Source organism: Variovorax fucosicus (assembly GCF_030316825.1).
In the GTDB taxonomy this organism is placed as follows: Bacteria; Pseudomonadota; Gammaproteobacteria; order Burkholderiales; family Burkholderiaceae_C; genus Variovorax; species Variovorax fucosicus.
The window spans coordinates 2,204,443-2,227,369 of the sequence record NZ_JASZYU010000001.1; the positions used below are offsets into that span (position 1 = coordinate 2,204,443).

Below are 22,927 nucleotides of genomic sequence, written 5' to 3' on the forward strand. Positions count from 1 at the left end.
GCACGATTCCGCGCGGTTCGAAGCCTTGTTGGGCACTCTCGACGGTTGCTGCAGGGCAGAGATCTGCGAGTTCACTTGGGCGACTGCGAGGCGCGGATGGATCAAAGTCTGTTCGGCCAGATAGACCGCACCGCGTTTGTTCAGCGGCTGCGCGAAGACGGTGCCGCATTCGGGCTCAGACTGCCGCAAGCACTGAGCAGCGAACTCGTGGAATACGCTTCGAAGCACGCGTGCTTCGCGGATCGTCAGGTCGATTGCGGCTTTCACCTGGGTGCTCGGCCAGGTGCCGAATCGAAGTTGGGCAAACCTATCCTGGTGGCCCAGTACTTCAACGCGGCAACGCAGTGCCCGGCGATCGGCCTTCTGCTGCAAGACCCATTGCTTCAGTGGATCGCCGGCACCTATCTGGAATCCGTGCCAACTTTTGTCGGCGCGAATCTGTGGTGGACCTTCCCTGTGCAGGCACTTGAGGAAGACCGTGACCGCCATGCCCACCTCTTCCACCGCGATGTCGACGATTTCCGATTTTTCAAGTTCTTCTTTTATCTTACCGACGTGAAGGCGGGCGACGGTGCGCATGTTTACGTCGTCGGGTCGCATCGTCGGCCGCCGATGCTGCGCCTGGGCGACCGCTGGAACATCCGCCGCTACAGCGACGCCGAGGTCAGAGAATGTTTCGCTCCAGACAGGATCGTCGAGATATGTGGGGCGGCGGGCACGGGCTTCGCTGAGAACACCTTGTGTGTTCACAAAGGATTGACTCCCATCCGCGAACCACGATTGCTTTTGCAGTTGCAGTACGCGTTGTTCGACTACGGTGCCATGCATGACCGAAGAGACTCATCGGCTCTTCAGATGATTGCGTAACGCCTGGCGGTGAATCGAACCATGCGCCTGCCCCTCATGCTGTCGCCACGCCGCATGCGGCAGCTCTGGTACGCGCCGCTACTTGCGTTGGCAATGGCCCTGGTGATGTTCCGCATGCTGGTTCTGGCGCGATTGCTGGATCTGAATGCTTTTGCGACATTCAGCGGGGGCCTCCTTGTTTCGAGCACTTTCTGCATGGTGGGTTGCTTGGGCCTGCAGTCAGTACTGCAGCGCGAATGGCCCGGCTATGTTGTGCGTGGCCAGGAACTGCGCGCGGTGATCGGGGCCGCGCAATGCAATTTGCTGGCGGTCGCGAGTGCTGTCGCCGTCTGTTTGTTTGCTGCGTCAGGGTTCTCGATCGCCGGCATGGGTTCACAGGTTCTCGCAATTGGCGTTGTTCATGGTGCTGCGCAGCAAGCGTTTCTTGTCGCCACCACCGAAAGTCGCAGTCGCGGAGACGCACTGAGATACGCGTGGCAACAAGTGGGGCGTGCCGGACTGTCGCTTGTACTAGGGACGACTGTGGCGGTGACCACATCTTCACCTGTGGCAGTCATCGCGACAGAGGCAATGGTGTCGGCGGTCTTGTCTGTTGCAATTCTTCGGGCTTCGATGATTCGCATTGCATTGGGCTGGTGCGCTGCGTACCGCTTGGCGCTGCGCCGACTCCCGCGACTGCGTTTGCGCTCTGCGCTGACGATGATGGTGGTGATGCTCGTCGCCTTTGCGGGACTCAATGTCGATCGATGGGTTGCGTCGCACCTGCTCAGCACCGCCGGGTTCGCGCAGTATTCCTTGATGGCAATCTTGCTCGCAGTTTCACAAGCGATGCAGGCCTTGATCAACGCCTCCGTGTACCCAATGCTGGCGCGCCGATTCGCCACTCTTGGATCCGCGGTCACATTCAACATCTGCCTGCGTGCATCCGTCGCCGTCCTCGCTCTTGGCGCGCTCGTCTCGTTTCCGGCGAATGCGCTGCTTCAGTACAGCATCGGTCGCTGGTACCCCCTTTACTCGGAGGCGACCAGCCTGATACCGCTATTGCTGGTTGTCGGCGTGTTGAGAGTTTCCGATTTCTGGTCGAGCTACTTGCTGATAACAGGCTATGAAACACGGCTGCTGGTTCTGAATGGCGTCACGTTGCTTGTCGCGACACTGATCTGGCTGGCTTGGACCGCGCCTTGGGCCGGCGCTCCAACGACCCTTTGGGATATTGGTCTACTTGCGGCACTTCTGAGCTTGCTCGGAACCGTGGCCGCGGCGGCTACAGCGTGGAGAACGCAAGAGGTTCGCCCAGTTACCGGCATTCATCGCTGAACGACATGATTCAAAGATTTATTCAATCCCTTAAGCGGATCAATCCGTTGGCCGAGCCGTTGATTCGACATTTTTGGGTCTACCTTCGCGCGCTTTATTTCATACGAATCGCCAAGCGCCTACGCACTCTGGACAGCGGAGATGCACTCAAGGCAAATGTGTCGCACAACATGCGGTCGATCTACGGTGCCAATCACCGCATGAATCTTCTATTGTTCCCACTCGCAATCATTGAAACGCTGGATGCGGATTCTCGGATACTGGTCATAGGCCCACGCAATGAGTTTGATCTTTACTCATTGGTTGCGCTCGGCTTTCGAATGAAAAACCTCGTGGGTTTGGATCTCATCAGCTATTCGCCTCACATCGTGCTGGGTGACATGCATCGAATCCCATTTGACGATTGCGCGTTTGACGCGGTTGTCTGCGGATGGACGCTGAGCTATAGCACCAAGCCGCAACAAGCAGCGCTTGAGATGATCCGCGTTACGCGGCCCGGAGGAATAATCGCCATCGGAGTCGAATACTCGAACTTGGGGCCTGTGGAGGAGAAGAAGTTGCTTGGGTACCAATTGCAAGAATTCGACAAGCTCGAAAAGAGGATCAACTCTTCTGCCAGCATCAAGCTGTTGTTCGATGGCAAGGTCGATCATGTTTATTTTGAGCACGACGCGCCGCGAAAAATCTCTCATTCGGCAGACGGTCTTTCGAAGAACGTCTCAAACGTGGCCGTTGTCTTCAGTCGCGCGCCCATCGAGACTTGACTATGTCGAGCTTCCCTGTCCATGTTGCCGCGCAACATCCTCTCAGAGTTAAACGGCGGGATGAAGCGAGAGATACCCCGCCGCTCGTGTCGGTGGTCATCCCCTGCTTCAATGCGGTTGCGTATGTGGGGGCGGCGATCGAGTCGGTGCTGCAGCAGAGTTGGAGCGCAGTCGAGATCCTCGTGGTCGACGACAAGTCCACCGATGAGACTGCACAAGTCGTGACAGCGATTGCGACGCGAGATGCACGAGTTCGCCTGATCCAACTGTCGCGCAATCACGGAGCGCCAGCGGTGCCACGCAACGTGGGTGTGGCCGCGGGGCGCGGTGAGTGGGTTGCCTTCCTTGACGCGGACGATCTATGGCACCCTCGCAAGCTCGAACTGCAGATGCAGGCAATCGATGAGCATGGCGTCTTGATGTGCAGCACAAGGATGAAAGATTTCCGAGACGGTGGCCAGATCGTGATTGAGCCACCGCCTTTACTGCTGCCCATCGAACGTGTGACGCTCAAGCACCAGTTATTCAAATACCGTACTCCAACGTCCAGCATCGTTGCTTGCCGCAAGTTCTTGCTGCAGCACCCCTTTAACGAAGAGCCGAGTTACAAGGCGCGCGAAGATACGGATTGCTTCATTCGGGTTCACGAGGACATGGCGTTCAGCATCAAGATCGTCCATCCGCTTGTCTTCTATCGGCAGCAGGCCAGTCAGATATCCGGAAATAAACTGAGAATGGTGGGTCGACATTTGGCAATGCTGAGAAAATACCGTCTCAAGTCCGGCAAAGGTCTCGGCGTCATGGCGTATGTTTATACGTTCACGCACTTTTTCGCGTCGATCTACCTGCGCGGGATCCGCAGGATGCTTTAACGGAATCTCGTCGTGAGAAAAATTGAAACAATGCCGAAGGATTCGCATCCCAAGAGCGAAGTGTTGGAAGTGGCCAAGCGCTATGCGCGCAGAGAGACAAGTGGCCTGTACAGCATCTTGCGGCCCGAGGTGGCGTTGAGCACCCAGGAATGGCAGAGAGAAATGCTGTTCTTGTTCGGATCCGTCTGCGGCTACACGGATGTTGATCTGCGCGACCTTAGGCTGGTGGATGTTGGTTGTGGCTATGGAGGCCATCTCCTTGACTTCCTCCGTTTCGGATTCGCACCGCAAAACCTTTACGGCATTGAACTGCTGTCTGACCGCGTTGCCGGCGCGCGTGCTCGTTTGCCCGTTGCCCTTGATGTGCATGAGGGCGACGCCAGTACGGCCGATGTGGCGTCTGAAAGCCAAGATATCGTGTTTCAGTCGGTCGTTTTCTCGTCGTTGCTGGACGATGTTTTCCAGCACGAACTCGCAGAACGCATGTGGTCGTGGGTACGACCCGGAGGCGGCGTCCTTTGGTACGACTTTGTCTACGACAATCCATCCAACAAGGATGTGCGGGCGGTGCCCCTTCATCGCGTGAGGTCGCTTTTCCCGCGTGGCCGAATGACTGTGCGCCGCGTCACGCTGGCTCCACCAATCAGCAGGCGCGTGTGTCGTATTCACCCTTGCGCCTACCACCTCTTCAACCTGATGCCTTTCCTTCGCACACACGTGCTGTGCTGGATCGCCAAAGATTGACGTCATGTCAATGCAACCGACATTCCTTCCGTTTGCCCTGCCGGACATCGGCGATGAAGAAATCGCAGAGGTCGCCGACACCATGAGGTCGGGATGGATCACAACGGGCCCGAAAGCCAAGCGCTTCGAGGAGGCGTTCGGGACGTTTCTTGGTGAGCCGGCGCTTCATTGCATGGCGGTCAATTCCGCAACGGCGGGTCTTCATCTCGCGCTCGAAGCGCTGGGCATTGGCCCAGGTGACGAGGTCGTAACCACATCCCATACGTTTACAGCAACGGCCGAAGTCGTTCGCTATTTGGGCGCCGACGTCGTACTGGTAGACGTTGATCCGCTCACACTTTGCATCGATGCCGCGCTTGTCGAGGCGGCCCTTACGCCGCGCACCAAGGCGATCATCCCGGTGCACTACGCCGGACTCGCCGCGGATATGCCCGCGCTGCTTTCACTTGCGCAGAAATACAAGCTGAAGATCGTGGAGGACGCGGCGCACGCGCTGCCGACGACCTGCGTTGGCAAGCTCGTTGGAACCTTGAATTCCGACATCACGGTGTTCAGCTTCTACGCCAACAAGACGATGACCACCGGCGAAGGCGGGATGATCGTTACGCGCGACGCGGCGCTGGCAGAGCGCATGAAAGTCATGCGCCTTCACGGCATCAATCGTGATGCCTTCGACCGGTTCCAGTCAAAAACGCCAGCCTGGTACTACGAAGTCGTGGCGCCCGGCTTCAAATACAACCTCACGGACATCGCGGCGGCGATGGGCCTGGTGCAACTGGCCAAGCTGCCGCAGTTTCTGAAGCGTCGGCAGTATCTGGCCGCGCGCTACCGAGAGCAACTGGGATCTCTCCCGCTGATCCTCCCTGCGGATGCGCCCGCCGGGGAAGTGCACGCGTGGCATCTGTACGTGATTCGGCTCGCTCCGGCGGCTACGGTCAATCGAGACGCATTGATTCAAGCCTTGGCCGATCGTGGCATTGGCACTAGCGTCCACTATGTGCCGTTGCACCGGCAGCCCTATTGGCGCGATCGCTATGCGCTCAAGCCCGAAATGTTTCCGCACGCCGAGGCGGCTTACCAGTCAATGGTGAGCATCCCGCTGTTTACAGCCATGACCGATGGCGATCAGGACAGGGTGATCGCAGCATTGCGCGAGATACTTGGTTGATGCCTAAGCGGGCGTTCGACTTTGTTTTTTCGATATTCGCACTGGTGCTGGTGCTACCGTTGCTTGTCGTCCTGAGTGCCTGGATCAAACTCGATTCACCAGGCCCGATCTTCTTCCGTCAGGTTCGCGTTGGGCTGCATGGGCGGACGTTTCGAATCTTCAAACTGCGCACCATGCGAACCGCATCGGGCGCCCCGGCGCCGCAAGTCACTGTCGGTGCCGATCCGCGCATTACTGCGGCGGGCCGCCTGTTGCGCGCATACAAGCTCGACGAACTTCCGCAATTTTTCAATGTCCTGATCGGCGAAATGAGTGTGGTCGGGCCTCGGCCGGAGGTGCCGCGGTACGTGGCCATCTATCCACCTGACATCAAGAACTTGGTTTTGAGCGTGCGCCCTGGCATCACCGATGCGGCATCGATCGCCTACAGGGACGAAAGCGCGCTGCTTGCGGGGAGCGACGACCCGGAGCGGTTCTACGTCGAAACAGTCCTGCCGGCGAAGCTGAGGTATGCAGCGGACTATGTCCGGCAGCAAAGCTTCGGGCTCGATATGTGCATCATCTGGCGGACGGTTGTTGCAGTATTTACGGCACGCCGATAAGCCATTTCCCAGCGGCGTCAAATAAAAAGTCGTTTCCCGGCGCCTTCGCCTCCGTAGCGATTGTTTCGGTAAGCGGTTGCCGGCGCGCGACGAACGGTAACCCCCTGGGTTCCACCCTTTTGTAATATCCCAGTTCACACTTGGATACATTTGTTGTGGAACTCACCCCAATGCCGATTCACCGGGCGCGCGGCGCTCACCAGCCAAAAGGGTTCACCCTCATCGAGTTGATGGTGGTGATCGCGATGCTGGCCATACTGCTCGCGTTGGCTGCGCCGAGTTTTCAGGAAATGCGCAAGAACAGCCAAGTCACGACGCTGGGCAACGAGTTTGTGATGGGCGCGGCGTTCGCGCGTGGCGCGGCCATCAGCCGCAACCAGTGCGTGACGATGTGCATGGCTGCAGATATATCGGCGGCCACGCCCGTTTGCGCCACGGCGGGTCTGGAGTGGAACGTGGGCTGGATCATCTTCGCCAACAACAAATGTGACGACAACGCGGCGGACTCGACGGCCGAGTTGCTGAAGGCCTATCTGGGCGACCCGAGCGGCCCTTCCATGGCGGCCCCGGCAGCCGATGCGCTGCGCAAAGTGCAATTCAACTCACGCGGCATGGCCGGCAGCCTCACGGCGAAGTCGTCGCTGTCGCTCACGCCGGCCGGCGAGAGCACTGCGACCAAGGCGGTCTGCCTGGATCGAACCGGCCGGGCCCGCGTGGCCAAGGCCGGCAGCATCGCCTGCGGCACCAACCTGAACTGAGGCATCGATGAAGACGACGATTCGACGGCAAGCCGGTTCCACATTGATCGAGGCGCTGGTCGCCCTGCTGATATTTGCATTGGGCATGGTCGGCATCGCGGGCCTGATGGCGTCTGCGCTCAAGTACCAGGTGGGCAACGAGGCTCGGCTCAACGTTTCGGCCGCCATCAACGACCTGTCGGAACGCATCCGCAGCAACGTCACAGGCGCTAAAGGCTTCAACGCCATCATCGGCGGCGTCACCACGACCGGCACCGGCTACGACTTGGCGCAAACCTATGCGACACAGGTGGCAGCAGCAGCTTCGACCTACAGTCCAGACTGTTCCGCAGCCAGCTGCACGCCAGCCCAACTGGCCGCGTACGACCAGGCCAAGTGGCGCAACTTGTTGCGCGCCACGTTGCCTGGCGGCGCCGGCTACATCACTGGCGACGTTACGACGGGCTTCACCGTCAGCGTGATGTGGTTCGACAAGAACGCCGTCGACAGCGACGACGTCGCGCTGGCCAAGAAGAATTGCACCGATTTGGTCGCCGACCAGAACAAAGCCGGCGCGCGCTTCTGCTGCCCGGCGAACGCGGCCGTGCCAGACGGCGTGCGTTGCTACACGACCAGGGTGCTGCCATGAATCGTCTGTCCCGCCAGCGCGGCTTGACGCTGATCGAACTGCTCATCTCCATCACCATCGGGCTGTTGCTCGCGGCGGCGGCCAGCTACCTTTTTGTTGCGACCAACCGGATTTCGTCGGTGGTCGAAACAAAGTCACAGCAACAGGAAAGTGCTGCGATCGTCCTTGACATCATTGGCCGCGATCTCAAGAACGCAGGGTTCTACCCGGCGGATTTTCCGACCACCACGGTTTCCAGCAAGTTCCAGGGTACCTACGCCAACGTGGTGTCAGCCACCGTCGTTGCCTACAACCAGGGCATTTTCGGGTGCACCGGTGGTCAGTTCGACGTTGCAACCGGCGGGTGCCCCACACCGGTGACGAGTGAACCCGATTCGCTGGTCATCAACTATTTTTCCGCGGACAATTTTTCGACGAATGGTGTCGGAACTCGCAGGGATTGCTTGAGCCAGAGCGTGGAGTTGGCCACGTTCGGCGGCTCCACATACAACCAGGCACGCGCCGGCTCCGCCACCGGCAGCACCGATACGGTCGATCTGCCGCTGTTTATCAGCAATGCCTACAGCCTGGGCGCTAATACGACCTACACCGTGAACAACGGGCAGACAGTCACGACGCGCAGCTTTCTGTGTGCCGGCAACGGGCCCAACGCAAACCCCTACCAGCCACTCGTTTCGGGCATCACCCAGCTCCGCTTCAGGTATGGCGTGGCCGAGGCGTCGACGCTCGAATCGCCCGCGCGGTTCTACACGGCGACCGCGGTCTCGGCCCTGCCTTCCGTTGATATCAACGGTGACATCAAGACCGGCTGGCAACGCGTGGTTGCGGTGCAGGTTTGCGTGCTCTCGAAAACCCTGGACGCGGCCGCGCGGCAGACAGCTTCGGGCAGCTACGTCGATTGCGACGGCACCACCGTGAACTACACGACGACTGACCGGGCCATCTATCGCCAGCAGACGCGGATTTTCGGCATTCGCAACAACCTCACCAAGACGTTCTGATAGCCATGAAGCGATCCATATCCCAGCGCGGCGTATCGCTGATCATTGTCCTGATTTTTCTGGTGATCCTGTCTGGCACCGCGGCGTTCACGGTCAGGCGAATCCTGTTCGGTGAAGACATGGCACGCAATCTGCTCGACATCGAGGTCGCCCGGCAGGCCGCGGAAGCGGCATTGCGCGACGCCGAACGCGACATCATGCTCGCCGGCGGCGTCACCGGCGCCACATGCGACCGCGGCGCCGACCGCCCCATCAAGTCGGCCTACAGCGAGCCCAACTTCGGTGCCACCTGCCCACGCGGGCAGTGCCGGTTTGGCGAGCAAACACCTGCGGCGTACTACGCCGCCAGCAACTTCACTGCCGGTACCAATCCGGAGCCGTGGTGGCCTGGTGCCGCTACCAAATGGGCGACAACACCGCCGACCACCTGCACGTTCGTGGGCGGCGTGCCCCTGGGCATGTTCACCGCCACACCCGGCGTCAAGGGCGTGTCGCGCCAGCCCGAATACATGATCGAGTACATGCAGCGCGGCGACGACATCTACTTCCGCAATACCGCGCGCGGCTGGGGGTTGGACAAAAACACCGAGGTGGTTCTGCAGAGCTACTTCAAACGAGGCTGAAGGGCCGACCATGAAAACAATGTTCCTGAAAATCGTCGGCACTGTGCTGCTGTTGTGGTGCACCGTGGCCGGCGCGCAGATCCAGGCTGTGCCGCCCAACATCAGCCCCGATCCCAACCTGCCCATGGTGATGCTGAACGTCTCGAAGGACTTCAGCATGTTCAGCCGCGCCTATACCGACTATGAAGACCTGAATTTCGACGGAGCCGTCGACTACACCTTCATGCCGGCATTCAAGTACTACGGGTACTTCGATTCAACGAAGTGCTATACGCACGACGGCAACAAGTTCGTTCCTTCCACCACTGGCGCCACGGTCGAAAGCGGCAAGTACTACTGCACTGCCGATTCCTACTGGAGTGGCAACTTCCTGAACTGGGCAACGATGTCCCGTATGGACGTGTTGCGCAAGATTCTTTATGGCGGCCTGCGCTCGACGGACAGCACCACCGACACTGTTCTCGAGTTGTCGTTCGTGCCGCGCAACAGTCAGGCCTTTGTCAAGTTCTACAACGGCACTGACCTGAATCGCCTCACGCCGTTCAACTACAGCGACGGCCTGACCCTGTGCCGAAGGCACCAGAACCCGACGGGCGACAGCGCATCGCAGACCACCACACTGCTGCCCGTTCTGCGCACTGCGCGCGGCAACTACCTCCTCTGGAACATGACCGAGGTCAAGACCTGCAACTGGACCCAGGAGATCAGCTACACCTGGAAGCCGGCTACGGTGACCTTCATGTCGAACAACTACCAGGGTATCGGTGGCACCACGGTAGCGCACAAGAGCGGTACGCCCGACAACCCGGCGAACTCGACGAGTTCCAAGGAATATATAGCGCGCGTTCAGGCCTGCGTGTCCAGCAGCATCGGCGACGAAAGCTGCAAGCAGTACGGCACGGTGTGGAAGCCGCGCGGACTGCTCAACGAGTTTGGCGAAAGCGACAACTACGGCAACAAGGCGGCCAAGGCGGAATTCGCCCTCATGCTCGGCTCGTTCGATTCGAACCTTGACGGCGGTGTGCTGCGCAAGAACATGAGCGAGATCAACGACGAAATCGATTCGAGCACCGGGCAGTTCAAGTACCTGAGCGGCGGCACGGCGGGGATCATCCAGGCACTCAGCAAGCTGCGGCTGTATGGGTACAACCCCAACAACGGTAATTACTCTGAATCATGCAACTCGCGTGCTATCACGAATGGTCATTGTCCGTCCTGGGGCAATCCGATCGGTGAAATCGTGACGGAGGGATTGCGCTATTTCGCCGGAAAAACGCGTTACTTCAATCCCGGGACCAGCATGGACGACGAGTTCGGTTTGCCCAAGCCAAGCTGGACCGACCCGCTGGTCAGCAATCCAACCTACACGAGCGGCAAGACGCGCGCAGCGCTGTATGGCAAGAACGTGTGCCGGCCGCTCAACATGGTCACCATTTCAAGTGGTGTGAGTACGTTCGACGATGACCAGGTCAATGGCGCGTTTACTGATATCGGCGGGAATGGTGTTGCGGCTCAACTCACGCGGGACATCGGCACACAGGAAAATCTGTACGGCAGCGTTCGCCTGATCGGCAACAACAACGGTGTCAACACTCCTGGAGACTTGTGCACCGGCAAGACGATCAGCGATCTGTCAGTGCTGACCGGCCTGTGCCCGGAGGCGCCCAACATGAAGGGTACGTATCTGGGTGCCGGTGCAGCGTATTGGGCTCACATCAACCAGATTCGCACCGATCTCAACCCCCTTCCGGCCAACGCCAACGCGGAAGCCCTGAAAGTTCGGCAGTACGCCGTCTCGATGGCTGGTGGCTCTGCATCCATCCAGATTCCGGTGCCCGGCACATCGCCTACAAAATACGTCTACATCACTCCCGCCAGCCTGGACGCGAGCATCAGCGCCAGCAACCCGCTGGCCGGCAACATGGTGGACTTCAAGGTGCTCAACCGCGCCGCTGATGGCTCTTCGGGCAGTTTTGTGGTGCTTTGGCAGCACTACACGCTTGGCGAAGACCAGGATCAGGACATGCTCGGATCCATTCGCTATGAAACGGACACCAGCACCAGTCCTCCAACGCTCCGGGTCTACACCCAGACGCTGGAATCCGACACGGGCTCATCCGCGCCCTATGCGTTTGGATACACGCTGGTAGGCACCCAACGAGACGGCAGCCACTTCCACAGCGGTATCAATAACTACGTCTCGACCGAGTCGCCTGCGCCAACATATTCGGCCTCCAGCGTGCAGGCGGCGCCCAGAAATGCCCTGGACAAGTGTTACCTCAACGACGATGGATCGACCTGGACTGGATGGGACTACACAAAGGCACCTCGGCTCTGCGTGAAAGTCGGCACTGCTTTTGTCAAGGGTGAGACGATGCTGAGCTACCAGATGGTTGGGTCGCTCGACGCAGTTATACGGGATCCCCTGTGGTACATGGCCAAGTATGGCGGCTTCAAGGATTCCAAGATTCCGACTCTCAAGCCAGATGCGGTCTCCAAGTGGGACACCAAGCGGGCCGATGGCGCGCTCTGCGGCGGCGCATCGCAACCTGCTTGCGCCGACGGCATTCCGGACAACTATTTCCTGGCGCGCCGGCCCGACTTGCTCGAAGACTCGCTTCGCCAGGTGTTCGCCGACATCACGGCCAATTCCAACTCTGCACCCGCTGTGTCGCGCCCCGACCTGCGCAACGGCGATTACAAGTACGTGGCTACCTTCTCCCCGCAAGACCTGCATGGCGAACTGACTGCCTACAAGCTGGACACCAGCGGCAATTTCGAAACCTCACCAAGCGCGTTGGGTCATGTGAACCTGACCAACACGGCGAACGCGTCACGCCGAATCATCACCAATCTGGATGCCGTCACTGGCACCGCATTCACGACCACCAGCATTGCGAGCACGCCAGCCGGCAGCGCCGGTGCGGTCTATCGTACGGCGCTCGAAAGTTCGACCACTCGGCAGGATGCGTTGATCAATTACCTTCGCGGCGACCGCACCAATGAGGCCGCGGGCCTTCAGTTCCGCGTCCGGAATGCGACCTCCGTCATGGGCGGTGTCATCAATTCGAATCCGTGGCTGCAGGATCGCCCGAGTGCCAACTACTTCGGCGCCAACTTCACCGGCTACGGCACCTTCAAGACGGCCCAGAAGCAGCGCGACAAGTTGATCTGGGTGGGTGCGGCCGACGGCATGCTGCACGGTTTCACATCCGATACGTTGACGCCGGTGATGTCGTATGTGCCTCGCCCCCTCGTATCGCGCCTGAAGGACGTTGCAAACGCCACAATCACCGACGTCAACGCCTACATGGACGGCTCGCCGTTCACCGGTGATGTGATGCTGAGCACCGCTGGCACGAGCTGGAAGAGCTATCTTTTCTCCAGCCTTGGCCGCGGCGGCAAAGGTATCTTCGCGCTCGACGTGACGGCCGATACCGACAGCACGTCGAACCGCCTGTCGGAGGGGAACGCAGCCAGCATCTTCAAGTGGCAGTTCACGTCGGCCGATGACGCCGACCTTGGCTACGTGCTGTCCGAAGGCGGTATTCATCCGATCACCAACCAGGCGTCCCAGATTGCGAAGATGCCGAACGGCAAGTTCGCCGTTTTGTTCGGCAACGGCTACGGAAGCACTGCGACCAACACGAACGGCAAGGCCGTGCTCTACATCCTCTTCGTGAACGGGCCCGGCACCACGGGCGTCTGGACGGAAGGCACGCACTACCGCAAGCTCGTTGTCGACACCGGAACTGGCAACGGGCTGATGCAACCGACCTGGATCGACACCAACGACGACGGCATTGCCGACACCATCTATGCCGGCGACCTCAAGGGGCAAATGTGGAAGTTCGACGTGTCGAGCACGGATCCGGCGGCCTGGTCGGTGGCGTACGGCGGAGTGCCCCTCTACGCCGCGAAGGATGGCGCCACGATTCCCGCGGCCTTGCCCATCACCGCCGCGCCCGCCGTGCGGTTCCATCCGCAAGGCGGTCAGGTGGTGGTGTTCGGCACCGGAAAATCGGTTCTTTCCGGCGACTTCCCCGATGTGAGCCGCAGCCAGCGTGTCTTCGGCATCTGGGACAAGCCGTATGCGGCCGCCAGTGCGTTGCCCACCGGGTTGAGCGAGCTGCAGCAGCGAAGCTGGTCCTTCGACTCGACGACCGGCGCCATCGTGCAAACCAACACCACAGCCATCAACTGGGCTACCAAGAAGGGCTGGTATCTGGACATTCCGTTGTCGTCCGGCATGGTGCTGGGCAATCTTCTCTACTCTGCGGTCAGCAAGGACATCGGCATTCCGCTGGTCTACAAGAAGGCGACCACCGGAGCAGTCTGCAACGACAACGCAGAGGGTGCCTATGTGCAGATCAATGCCGTGACAGGGCTTGCCACTGCGAACATCTTTGGCGTGACGAGTTCCACGGCGGGCATCGTGCTGGGCTTGACCGGGCTCGATCAGCGCTTCCGCGTGACGGAAGACTCCACGTCGCGCTGCACGACCGGGCTGAACTGCCAGCGCATTCTGGGTCAGAACACCGACGTCAATACAAAGCAAAACAGCACCCAGTCGCGCATCTTCTGGCGCGAAATTCCGGGTCTCAAGACGGCGAACTGAGGCACCTCGCATGACACGCAACCAATTTCGCCAACAAGCCGGCTTCACGTTGATTGAACTGATGATCACGGTCGCCATCGTGGCGATCCTCGCCTCCATTGCGTACCCGAGCTACAAAGAGTCCATTGCCAAGGGCAAGAGGGCGCAGGCCAAGACGGTGCTTTCGCAAGCGCAGCAGTGGCTGGAGCGCAATTACAGCGAAAACTATCGTTACGACCAGACTGCGGCGGCTGTGGCCATCAACAACACGGCAGGCGGGCTGTTCGCGGCCCAGTTCGGCGTCGCACCGTTTCCCTCGGAAGGTACTGCGGCCTACACCATCACGATCGACACTTCGGCTTCGAGCGCGGGCAACCAGTACACACTGACTGCAACGCGGACCGGTGCCATGAACAATGATCGCTGCGGCGATTTCACCGTCACGAACACCGGGCGCAAGGCGGTGGTCAACCATTCCGGGTTCGGGACGGGCGGTGTTGCCGATCTCGAGGCCAGTCGAAAGTGCTGGGGCTGACGCACAGGAGCATTGACCCGCGCTGAGAGCTTCGCGCCTGCGCTGGCGAGCCAGGACGGCAGAATGCGCTCGCATGAGTTCGCAAACCTCGTTGCCCGATACCCGCCTCCCGTTGCGCGCCTGGGGCAGTGCGACTGCGGGGTTCGTGGCACTGCCGTTCGTCTTTCCCCTCATCGCAGGCCCTTCAGTCAGCGCCTGGCAACTGCTTGTTTCCTGGTGTTGCGCCATTGCGCTGATGATTCTGGCGCCACGGGCATCCCCATGGTGCGGATTGCTGGCCTGGCTGGCGCTCGTCGCCAGCGAGATCGCCCTGTCGTCCCGCATCGTCGATCCTGGTGTGTGGTTGCCTGCGTGCGCGGCGCTGGTGGCGATGGCACTGGCGGCGGCCGCCGGCGCCGGATGGTCGCGGCATGATCCGGCGGGTCGGGCGCCCTTCGCAACCGGCCTGCTGTTGGCCGGCCTCCTCAGCGCCCTCCTCGGCCTGCTCCAGTACTACGGCCTGGCCGAGCCCCTCCGCCCCTGGACGACCCAACCCGAGCTCGGCCAGGCGTACGGCAATCTGCGCCAGCGCAACCAGTTCGCCACGCTGATCAGCATGGCGCTCATCTCGGCGCTCTGGTTGCATGCCGCGTATGACGGGCGCCGTGTGCGGGTGGCGCTGCTGTGGGCGATGGGTTGGCTGCTGCTGGCGGCGGCCGCTTCGACCTCGCGCACGGGGCTGCTGCAGCTGCTGGGCATCAGCGGCGTGGCGGCCTTCATCGCCTGGCGAGAGCGGCGCCCGGGGGGCGCGGTCGTCGCCGCTGCCTACCGGTTGCCTCACCCGGCCTGGCTGCTGGCGATGGTGCCGGCCTACTTTGCCGCTGCCTGGCTGCTGCCGCACCTGGCCAGCAGCGGCGTCGAAGACATGCTGCACCGGCTGCGCCACGGCGCACCCGACGATCACAGCCGGCTGGTGCTGTGGCACAACGTGCTGACGCTGATCGCCCGCCACCCCTTGGCCGGCTGGGGCTGGGGCGAACTCGGCTACGCCCACTACATCACGCTCTACCCGGGCCCGCGTTTCGTCGAGATTCTGGACAACGCGCACAACCTGCCGCTGCACCTGGCCGTCGAACTTGGCATTCCGGCCGCCGCGCTGATCTGCGGCGGCTTCATCTGGCTGGTGCTGGCGGCGCGGCCCTGGCGCGAGCGCGATCCGACGCGGCTCATGGCCTGGGGCCTGCTGGCCGTGATCGTGCTGCACAGCTTGCTTGAATACCCGCTCTGGTACGGGCCGTTCCAGCTGGTGTTCGGCCTTTGCCTGGGGCTGCTGTGGCCGGCACCGCGTGCGGCGAGCGCACCGGCAAAAAAACCGGCAGGCCCCGGCTGGAGGGCGCTGGCAGCCATTGTCTTGATGGCAATCGTCGGCTACGCCGGCTGGGACTACACGCGCATCAGCCAGATCTACCTGCCGCGCGAAGAACGCCTGCCCGCATACCGCGACGACACGCTCGCCAAGCTGCAGGGTTCCTGGCTGTTTGCCAGCCAGGTGCGCTTTGCCGAGCTGTCGCTGACGCCGGTCACGCAGGCCAACGCGGCCGAAATCCATGCGATGGCCGAGCGCGCCTTGCACTTTTCGCCGGAGCCGCGCGTCATCGTCAAGCTGATCGAAAGCGCCGCGCTGCTCGGGCGCGATGACGAGGCGTTTGCGCAGGCCGAACGCTTCCGGCGTGCGTTTCCCGCCGACTATGCGCGCTGGCTCACAGGCCAGCCGGCGGATGCACCACCGGCGCCGTGAAGCTGCCCGACTTGCCGCCGTGCTTTTCGAGCAGGCGCACATCGGTGATGGTCATGCCGCGGTCCACCGCCTTGCACATGTCGTAGATCGTGAGCAGGGCGACCTGGACGGCGGTCAGAGCTTCCATTTCGACGCCGGTCGGCCCGACCGTTTCCACAGTGGCGGTGCAGGCCACGTACGGTACGCCGCCGCTGGCCACCGCAAAAGCCACCGCCACGCGCGTCAGCGCCAGCGGATGGCACAGCGGAATCAGGTCGCTGGTTTTCTTGGCCGCCTGAATGCCGGCGATCCGCGCGATGCCGAGCACGTCGCCCTTCTTCGCGCTGCCGGATTCGATCAGCGCCAGTGTGGTGGCCAACATTTCGATGCGGCCGCTGGCGACCGCCACGCGGTGGGTGGCCGGCTTGGCGGCCACGTCGACCATGTGGGCCTGGCCCTGGCTGTCGAAATGGGTGAGTGAACTCATTGGGGAGGCCGCGCAGGCTTGAACATTGTGAAGTCTCGCGCATCATACGGGGCCGAGCCACTGACGAGGAGCGTCGCGCTTGATGCCAGATTCCAAGCCAAATCGAGCCAGGGCACCCGTCCTGCGGTCGCTGTGCGCTACTGTTTTGATAGCGTCACAGGTGCTGGTGCCGCCGTCGGCGCAAGCCCAGTTGCTGCCCGGCATGGGCGACGGCGGCGAAATGACCGCCAGTGCCGAGCGCCTGCTTGGCGACCGCATCGTGCGCGAGCTGTACCGCGACACCGACTACATCGACGACCCGGTGCTGGTCGAGTACGTGAACGACGTCTGGCAAAAGCTGATGGCCGCCGCCCGCGTGCGCGGCGACCTCACCCCCGAACTCGATGAGCGCTTTGCCTGGACGGTGCTGCTCGGCCGGGATCGCAACATCAATGCCTTTGCACTGCCGGGCGGCTACCTGGGCGTCAACCTCGGGCTGATTGGCGTGATCGGCAGCCGCGACGAGCTGGCCACCGTGCTCGGCCACGAACTGTCGCATGTCACCCAGCGCCACATCGCGCGCATGCTGGGCAAGCAGTCGCGCGACATGCCGGTGCTGATCGCGGCCATGGTGCTCGGCATGCTGGCCGCCGCGAAAAGCAAGAACGGCGACGTCGGCCAGGCCATGGTGATGGGCAGCCAGGCGCTGGCAGTGCAGAACCAGCTCAACTTCTCGCGCGACATGGAGCGCGAGGCCGACCGTGTCGGCTTCGGCGTGATGACCCAGGCCGGCTTTGCGCCGCAAGGCGCCGCCGCTTTGTTCGACAAGCTGCAGTACGCGGCCCGCCTCAATGACAACGGCTCTTACCCCTACCTGCGCAGCCACCCGCTCAACAGCGAGCGCATCGCCGACATGCAGGGCCGCTTCCAGCTGCAGCCCGGCGCTGACGTTGCCATGCCGCTGGTGATGGATCACGCCATGGTTTCGGCCCGGGCCCGGGTGCTGTCGCGCCCGGGCGTCGACGTGCTGCGCCTCTGGGTGCAGGCCGCAGGCTCCGGCGATTTCGCCAAGAGCGCGCCCGCGCAGCAGGCGGCCACGCTTTACGCGGCCGCGCTCTCGGCCACCCAGTTGCGCGACTTCGGGCCAGCGCGGGAGCTGGCGGCGCGCCTGCGCGAGCGCAGTGCGTCCGACGCGCCGGCGGCGCGGCTGGCCCGGCTGCTGGCAGCCGAGATCGAACTGGCGGCCGGCCAGCCGGCACGGGCCGCGGCGCTGCTCGATGCCAAAGCCAAGGACCGGCCCGAGATGATGCTGTCGGCCCAAACCGCCATTGCCACGCGCAACGCGGGGCCCATGGTGGCGCCGCTGCGCGACTGGGTTGCCACGCACCCGCGCGATGCCGGGGTCTGGCGCATGCTGGGCAGCCTCTACAACGCGCAGAACGAGCCGGTGCGCGCGATCCGTTCCGATGCCGAGGCGAACGTTGCGATCCTCGACTACCCGGGCGCACGCGACCGCTTCAAGGCGGCGCAGGACTTGATGCGCAAGCCCGGAACCCCGGTCGACCATTACGAGGCCTCGATCATCGACAGCCGGGCGCGCGAGATCGATCAGCGGGTGCGCGAGCAGCTGGCGGAAGACAAGAAGCCGCTGTACTGAAGCGCGGACTCAACTGCGTTTGAACACGCCGCCGAGCGCGGTTTCGATGATCAGGCCCAGCAGGGAGTAAATCAGCGAGCCGATCAGTGCGGCCGTGAAGCCGGTCACGTTGAAGCCCTGCAGCAGCCCCGAGGCGGCCCAGAACATCAGTGCGTTGATGACGAACAGGAAGAGCCCGAGCGTGACGACGGTGACAGGCAGCGTCAGCACCACCAGCACTGGCCGCACGATCATGTTCAGCAGGCCGATCACCGCGGCCGCGATCAGCGCCGAGGTGAAGCTGCTCACCTGCACGCCGCTGTAGAGATAGGTAACTGCCAACAGCGCTAGCGCGCTCAGCAGCCATTTGAGGATCAGTCGCATCGCCCGCAGCTTAGCAAAACGGGCGCCCGAGGCGCCCGTTTTGGTGGACTGTTTGTACCTACTCGGTCAGCTCGTTGGCCATGACCAGCAGCGCGCCCATCCCGAGCACCGCACCGGGCAGGGCCCAGCCGGAATGGCCGGCCGGCGGAACATCCGGCGCCACCGGCTCCAAGTCCACACCGATCTTCGGCCGGCGCGCATCGATCACCTTGGCCGCGCCATGCTCGAGCTTGAGCTGCTGCGTGAGCTCGGTCAGCCGGCCCTTCGCCAGCAACGGGGTGAGCTGATCACCTGGCCGGCACAAGGTCGGCGTGAGCTCGCTCAGCGCCTTGCTGAACCACTTGGCGCGCCAGTTCTCGCGCGCGCTGTGGCTCACCCATTTGCTGATGCGGTGCGTCATGCGGGGTGGGCAGGCCACCAGAACCCAGTGGTGCGCACCGCTGGCGGCGGACTCGGCGGGCAGCAACTGCGCGAGGTGCTCGCGCGCATAGGCCGCGTCGTCCACGTACACGATGATCTTTTCCATGATGCGCTCCTTCGGGTGGTTAACAATATCAGGCCGCAGCGGTGTGCCCGGCCTTGGGGCGGCGCGCGGCGATCCATTTGCCGATCAACAGCACCAGCACCGCACCGCCAATGCCGGCAACGTACTTCACCATGTCGGTTTGAGGAACCTTCGGCACCCAGGTCCAGGCATCCGGGTTCGACAACGCCGGATCCGACACCGCCATGGTGCCCGCGATCCAGCCCAGCAGCATGCCGCCGGCCGTGATGATGATCGGGAAGCGGTCCATCAGCTTGATGACCAGCTGGCTGCCCCAGACAATGATCGGAATGCTGACCAGCAGCCCGAAGATCACCAGCGGCATCTGATGCCCCTGGCCCGCGCCCTGCGCAGCCCCGGCGATGGCGATCACGTTGTCCACGCTCATCACCAGGTCGGCCACGATCACGGTCTTGACGGCGGCCCACAGCTTGTCGCTGCCCTGGATGTTGCCGTGCGGGTCATCGTGCTCTGGGGCAAGCAGCTTGACGCCAATCCACAGCAGCAGGATGGCACCAACCAGTTTGAGGAAGGGGATGGCCAACAGTGTCAGCGCAAAGAAAATCAGCACCACGCGCAGCACGATGGCGCCGGCGGTGCCCCACAGAATGCCCTTGGTGCGTTGCGCCGGCGGCAGCTTGCGGCATGCCAGCGCGATCACCACCGCGTTGTCGCCACCGAGCAGGATGTCGATCATGATGATCTGACCGACCGCGACCCAGAATTCTGGGGTCATGAACTGTTCCATACGTTCCTCTGTTCGTTTCGATTCATCCGGTGCAGTTGGATGAAGCGGCTGAGTGGGAACCGGAAAGTTCCGGGGACTTGCAATCGCTTCGATCTAACCCTGCGCAGGTTCAAATCGAAGGTCTTGCTCAACAAGGCGCGTACAGCGCATTGCCCGACAGGCCGGAAGTGTTTTGCTTCGTATTGACGACCTGGCGATACCCGCTGCCTGAAGCAACGGACGGGAGCTACTCCCCTTCGTGGGCGGATTAAAGCATCGGCCCATCGTGTATGGCAACACTGGGTTTTCCCTTTTTCATAAAGAAAAAACGGCGGAAGGGCGCAGCCAGTGGTAATTTGGCGCTATGTTTTTAATAGCATCAATGACCTTTTACTTCATCGGGACTTGTGCGGACTATGATGCCCGTCCGCTGCTGCAACCCTGTTCATGGCCGCCATCCACATCACCGACATCGAGGCCGCCATCAACTTCTGGCGCGAACAGAAGCCGTCGCCCGACGGCATCACGCTTGCGCCCGAGATCCGCGCATTGGCCGAGGTCTACGCGTTGATGGTCTATCACCGCGAAGACGAGGTCGACGAAGTCGGGTTTCCGGCCGAAGCCTGGGCCGCGTGGCTGGCCTGGTACCAGACCACGCCCGACACGCCCTGCATCGCGATCTGCTCGACCAGCCAGGGCGACAACGAATGCAAGGGCTGCGGCCGCAGCTTCGACGAGGTGCAGCACTGGCCCGCGATGTCGCCTGCCGAGAAGCGCAGCACCTGGCGGCGCATCACGATGGAAGACTCGGCCTGGCGTTTCAACAAGTACGCCGAGCGCGCCCGCGAGGCTGAGCAGACCTGGCCGGACGACGATGCCGCGCCGGAGCCCGAGCTGCCTACTTGAGCTTGACCAGTTCGATGTCGATGCTCTCGGCGCCGTTGCCGAGCGTCAGCGTGTTTTCCTGAATCGTCGCCTGCAGCTGCATGCTGCGCTCGGCGAGCGCGGCCACTGCCTGCGAGATCTCGCTCGGCACGCGCCACACCTGCAGGTTCTGTGGCCGCGTCAGCTTGTTCTCGATGCCCTTCCACCAGATGCCGGCGGCGTGGCTGAAGCAGTAGACGATCACCTGGTCGGCCTTGCCGCAGGCCTTGATGATCGGCTTGTCTTCGGGCTGGCCGACCTCGATCCAGAGTTTCACTTCACCGGTGAAGTCGCGCAGCCAGACGTCGGGTTCGTCGACGTTCGAGAGGCCGGCGCCGAAAGCGAGCGTGCCGTCGCCCTGCACCACGTCCTGCAGCTTGTAGGCGTTGAGCGCCAGCGCGATGAGCCGGATCATCATCCGCTCGTCGTTCTCGCTCGGGTGCCGCGCCAGTGTCAGCGCATGGTCGGCGTAGTAGCCGTGGTCGATGTCGGCAACGGCGAGGTTGGCCTTGAAGATCGTCGATTTGAGCGCCATCAGGCCCGCCGAGCCAGCTCGGCCGCCTTGCCGGTGTAGCTGCCGGGCGTCATTGCGAGCAGGCGCTCTTTCTCGGCCTCGGGAATCTCGAGCGAGCGGATCAGGCCGTGCAGTGCCTCGGCCGTCACGGTCTTGCCGCGCGTCACTTCCTTCAATTGCTCGTAGGCGCCCTGCACGCCGAAGCGGCGCATCACGGTCTGGATCGGTTCGGCCAGCACTTCCCAGGAGCGGTCGAGGTCGTCGGCCAACGCCTGCTCGTTGAGCTCGAGCTTGCCCAGGCCGGTGGCCAGGCTCGCGTAGGCCAGGGCGGTGTAGCCGAAGGCCACGCCGATGTTGCGCAATACCGTGCTGTCGGTCAGGTCGCGCTGCCAGCGGCTGATCGGCAGCTTCTCGCTCAGATGCCGCAGCACGGCGTTCGCCAGGCCGAGATTGCCTTCGGCGTTTTCGAAGTCGATCGGGTTGACCTTGTGCGGCATGGTCGACGAGCCGATCTCGCCCTTCTTGAGCCGCTGCTTGAAGTAGCCCAGGCTCACATAGCCCCAGATGTCGCGCGAGAAGTCGATCAGGATGGTGTTGGTGCGCGCGAACGCGTCGAACAACTCGGCCATGTAGTCGTGCGGCTCGATCTGGATGCTGTAGGGCTGGAAAGTCAGCCCCAGGCCCAGCGGCGCCGGCGTCTCGATCACCTTGCGGCTGAAGCTTTCCCAGTCGAATTCGGGCCAGGCCGCAAGGTGCGCGTTGTAGTTGCCGACCGCGCCGTTCATCTTGCCCAGCAGCGCCACTGCGGCGATGGTTGCGCGCGCCTTGGCGAGCCGCACCGCGACGTTGGCGATTTCCTTGCCGACCGTGGTTGGGCTGGCGGTCTGGCCGTGGGTGCGGGCCAGCATCGGCACTTCGGCGAACTTGCCCGCCATCTCGCGCAGCGTGGCGATGATGCCGTCGAGTGCGGGCAGCATGACCTTGTCGCGCGCCGACTGGATCTGCAGTGCGTGGCTGGTGTTGTTGATGTCTTCGCTGGTGCAGGCGAAGTGCACGAACTCGGAAGCCGCGAGCAACTCGGGCCGGGCGTCGAACTTCGACTTGATCCAGTACTCGACCGCCTTCACGTCATGGTTGGTGGTCTTCTCGATCTCCTTGATCGCGAGCGCGTCGGCCTCGGAAAAGTTGGACACCAGGCCCATCAGGTACTTGCGCGCGCCGCCCGTGAGCGGCTTGAACTCGGCAAAACCGGCGTCCGACAGCGCGATGAACCAGGCCACCTCGACCTGCACGCGCCGGTGCATGTAGCCCTGCTCGCTCATCAGGGGGCGCAGCGCGCCGAGTTTGGCGGCGTAGCGGCCATCAAGGGGGGAAAGGGCGGAAACGGTGGAGAAGCTCATTCTTCAATTTTAGGTGCCGGCTGTGGCGTTTCCCCCTCGTCGGCGCGCCGGGGCCGGCCGGGCCGGGGGCGGTTCCCCTAGAATCAAAGCGCTACAACGA

At 62.3% G+C, this 22,927-nt stretch carries 22 protein-coding genes; 16 read left to right on the forward strand and 6 right to left on the reverse strand.

The annotated features are described in order from the left end of the window. The first annotated feature begins 96 nt into the window (after positions 1-96). The 14 genes from QTI05_RS10535 (at position 97) to QTI05_RS10600 (ending at position 16,253) form a co-directional block, all read left to right on the forward strand. Complete coding sequence (locus QTI05_RS10535) at positions 97-867, forward strand: hypothetical protein (protein WP_286624315.1); 771 nt, start codon at positions 97-99, stop codon at positions 865-867. Positions 868-888: 21 nt separating this feature from the next. Continuing rightward, a complete protein-coding gene (locus QTI05_RS10540; RefSeq protein WP_286624318.1) occupies positions 889-2,184 on the forward strand; it encodes a polysaccharide biosynthesis protein in 1,296 nt (431 codons plus the stop codon). 5 nt (positions 2,185-2,189) lie between these two features. After that, positions 2,190-2,948 carry a class I SAM-dependent methyltransferase gene (locus tag QTI05_RS10545; RefSeq protein ID WP_286624320.1) on the forward strand — a complete coding sequence of 253 codons (759 nt, stop codon included), beginning with the start codon at positions 2,190-2,192 and terminating at the stop codon, positions 2,946-2,948. A gap of 2 nt (positions 2,949-2,950) precedes the next feature. Then, positions 2,951-3,820: a glycosyltransferase family 2 protein gene (locus tag QTI05_RS10550; RefSeq protein ID WP_286624321.1), complete on the forward strand. Its 870-nt coding sequence runs from the start codon at positions 2,951-2,953 to the stop codon at positions 3,818-3,820. A 12-nt stretch (positions 3,821-3,832) separates the two neighbouring features. After that, entirely contained in the window at positions 3,833-4,564 is a 732-nt protein-coding gene (locus QTI05_RS10555; RefSeq protein ID WP_286624323.1) for a class I SAM-dependent methyltransferase, read from the forward strand. 10 nt (positions 4,565-4,574) lie between these two features. Further along, complete coding sequence (locus QTI05_RS10560; protein ID WP_286624661.1) at positions 4,575-5,732, forward strand: DegT/DnrJ/EryC1/StrS family aminotransferase; 1,158 nt, start codon at positions 4,575-4,577, stop codon at positions 5,730-5,732. Beyond that, complete coding sequence (locus tag QTI05_RS10565; RefSeq protein ID WP_286624325.1) at positions 5,732-6,334, forward strand: sugar transferase; 603 nt, start codon at positions 5,732-5,734, stop codon at positions 6,332-6,334. Before QTI05_RS10560 ends, QTI05_RS10565 begins: the two co-directional genes overlap by 1 nt. A 155-nt stretch (positions 6,335-6,489) precedes the next feature. Continuing rightward, complete coding sequence (locus QTI05_RS10570) at positions 6,490-7,092, forward strand: GspH/FimT family pseudopilin (protein ID WP_286624326.1); 603 nt, start codon at positions 6,490-6,492, stop codon at positions 7,090-7,092. Positions 7,093-7,099: 7 nt separating this feature from the next. Then, positions 7,100-7,720 (forward strand): type IV pilus modification PilV family protein, encoded by a 621-nt coding sequence (locus QTI05_RS10575; protein ID WP_286624327.1) that lies wholly within the window; start codon positions 7,100-7,102, stop codon positions 7,718-7,720. Then, positions 7,717-8,721: a PilW family protein gene (locus tag QTI05_RS10580; RefSeq protein WP_286624328.1), complete on the forward strand. Its 1,005-nt coding sequence runs from the start codon at positions 7,717-7,719 to the stop codon at positions 8,719-8,721. The genes QTI05_RS10575 and QTI05_RS10580 overlap by 4 nt, the downstream gene beginning before the upstream one ends. 5 nt (positions 8,722-8,726) lie before the next feature. Then, a complete protein-coding gene (locus QTI05_RS10585; protein ID WP_286624329.1) occupies positions 8,727-9,344 on the forward strand; it encodes a pilus assembly PilX family protein in 618 nt (205 codons plus the stop codon). A 10-nt stretch (positions 9,345-9,354) separates the two neighbouring features. Continuing rightward, positions 9,355-13,962 (forward strand): pilus assembly protein, encoded by a 4,608-nt coding sequence (locus tag QTI05_RS10590; protein ID WP_286624331.1) that lies wholly within the window; start codon positions 9,355-9,357, stop codon positions 13,960-13,962. Between the two features lie 10 nt (positions 13,963-13,972). Next, entirely contained in the window at positions 13,973-14,476 is a 504-nt protein-coding gene (locus tag QTI05_RS10595) for a type IV pilin protein (protein WP_286624332.1), read from the forward strand. 73 nt (positions 14,477-14,549) lie between these two features. Next, positions 14,550-16,253: a PglL family O-oligosaccharyltransferase gene (locus QTI05_RS10600; RefSeq protein WP_286624333.1), complete on the forward strand. Its 1,704-nt coding sequence runs from the start codon at positions 14,550-14,552 to the stop codon at positions 16,251-16,253. Here the strand turns inward: QTI05_RS10600 and moaC are convergent. Next, positions 16,216-16,719, reverse strand: coding sequence for a cyclic pyranopterin monophosphate synthase MoaC (gene moaC / locus QTI05_RS10605; protein WP_286624335.1), 504 nt, complete (start codon positions 16,717-16,719; stop codon positions 16,216-16,218). The two genes, QTI05_RS10600 and moaC, sit on opposite strands and share 38 nt — an antisense overlap. A gap of 82 nt (positions 16,720-16,801) precedes the next feature. On the opposite strand from moaC, the gene QTI05_RS10610 reads away from it, so the two are divergent. Then, positions 16,802-18,355: a M48 family metalloprotease gene (locus tag QTI05_RS10610; RefSeq protein ID WP_286624336.1), complete on the forward strand. Its 1,554-nt coding sequence runs from the start codon at positions 16,802-16,804 to the stop codon at positions 18,353-18,355. A 9-nt stretch (positions 18,356-18,364) separates the two neighbouring features. Here the strand turns inward: QTI05_RS10610 and QTI05_RS10615 are convergent, their stop codons facing one another. Genes QTI05_RS10615 through QTI05_RS10625 form a run of 3 tightly spaced genes read right to left on the reverse strand, consistent with a single transcriptional unit; the run spans position 18,365 to position 20,010 of the window. Continuing rightward, positions 18,365-18,718, reverse strand: a complete 354-nt coding sequence (locus QTI05_RS10615; protein WP_286540203.1) for a phage holin family protein — start codon at positions 18,716-18,718, stop codon at positions 18,365-18,367. A gap of 58 nt (positions 18,719-18,776) precedes the next feature. Then, positions 18,777-19,244: a hypothetical protein gene (locus QTI05_RS10620; protein ID WP_286540202.1), complete on the reverse strand. Its 468-nt coding sequence runs from the start codon at positions 19,242-19,244 to the stop codon at positions 18,777-18,779. 28 nt (positions 19,245-19,272) lie between these two features. Beyond that, positions 19,273-20,010 (reverse strand): TerC family protein, encoded by a 738-nt coding sequence (locus QTI05_RS10625; RefSeq protein WP_286540200.1) that lies wholly within the window; start codon positions 20,008-20,010, stop codon positions 19,273-19,275. A 426-nt stretch (positions 20,011-20,436) separates the two neighbouring features. Between QTI05_RS10625 and QTI05_RS10630 the strand changes: the two genes are divergently transcribed. Next, positions 20,437-20,895 (forward strand): DUF3717 domain-containing protein, encoded by a 459-nt coding sequence (locus tag QTI05_RS10630; RefSeq protein ID WP_286540198.1) that lies wholly within the window; start codon positions 20,437-20,439, stop codon positions 20,893-20,895. Here QTI05_RS10630 and QTI05_RS10635 read toward each other — a convergent pair. Both QTI05_RS10635 and purB read right to left on the reverse strand, forming a co-directional pair. Next, on the reverse strand, positions 20,888-21,448 hold the full coding sequence (locus QTI05_RS10635) for a YaeQ family protein (RefSeq protein ID WP_286540197.1): 561 nt from the start codon (positions 21,446-21,448) through the stop codon (positions 20,888-20,890). The two genes, QTI05_RS10630 and QTI05_RS10635, sit on opposite strands and share 8 nt — an antisense overlap. Next, positions 21,448-22,827, reverse strand: a complete 1,380-nt coding sequence (purB, locus tag QTI05_RS10640) for an adenylosuccinate lyase (protein WP_286624338.1) — start codon at positions 22,825-22,827, stop codon at positions 21,448-21,450. Before purB ends, QTI05_RS10635 begins: the two co-directional genes overlap by 1 nt. Between the last annotated feature and the right edge of the window lie 100 nt (positions 22,828-22,927).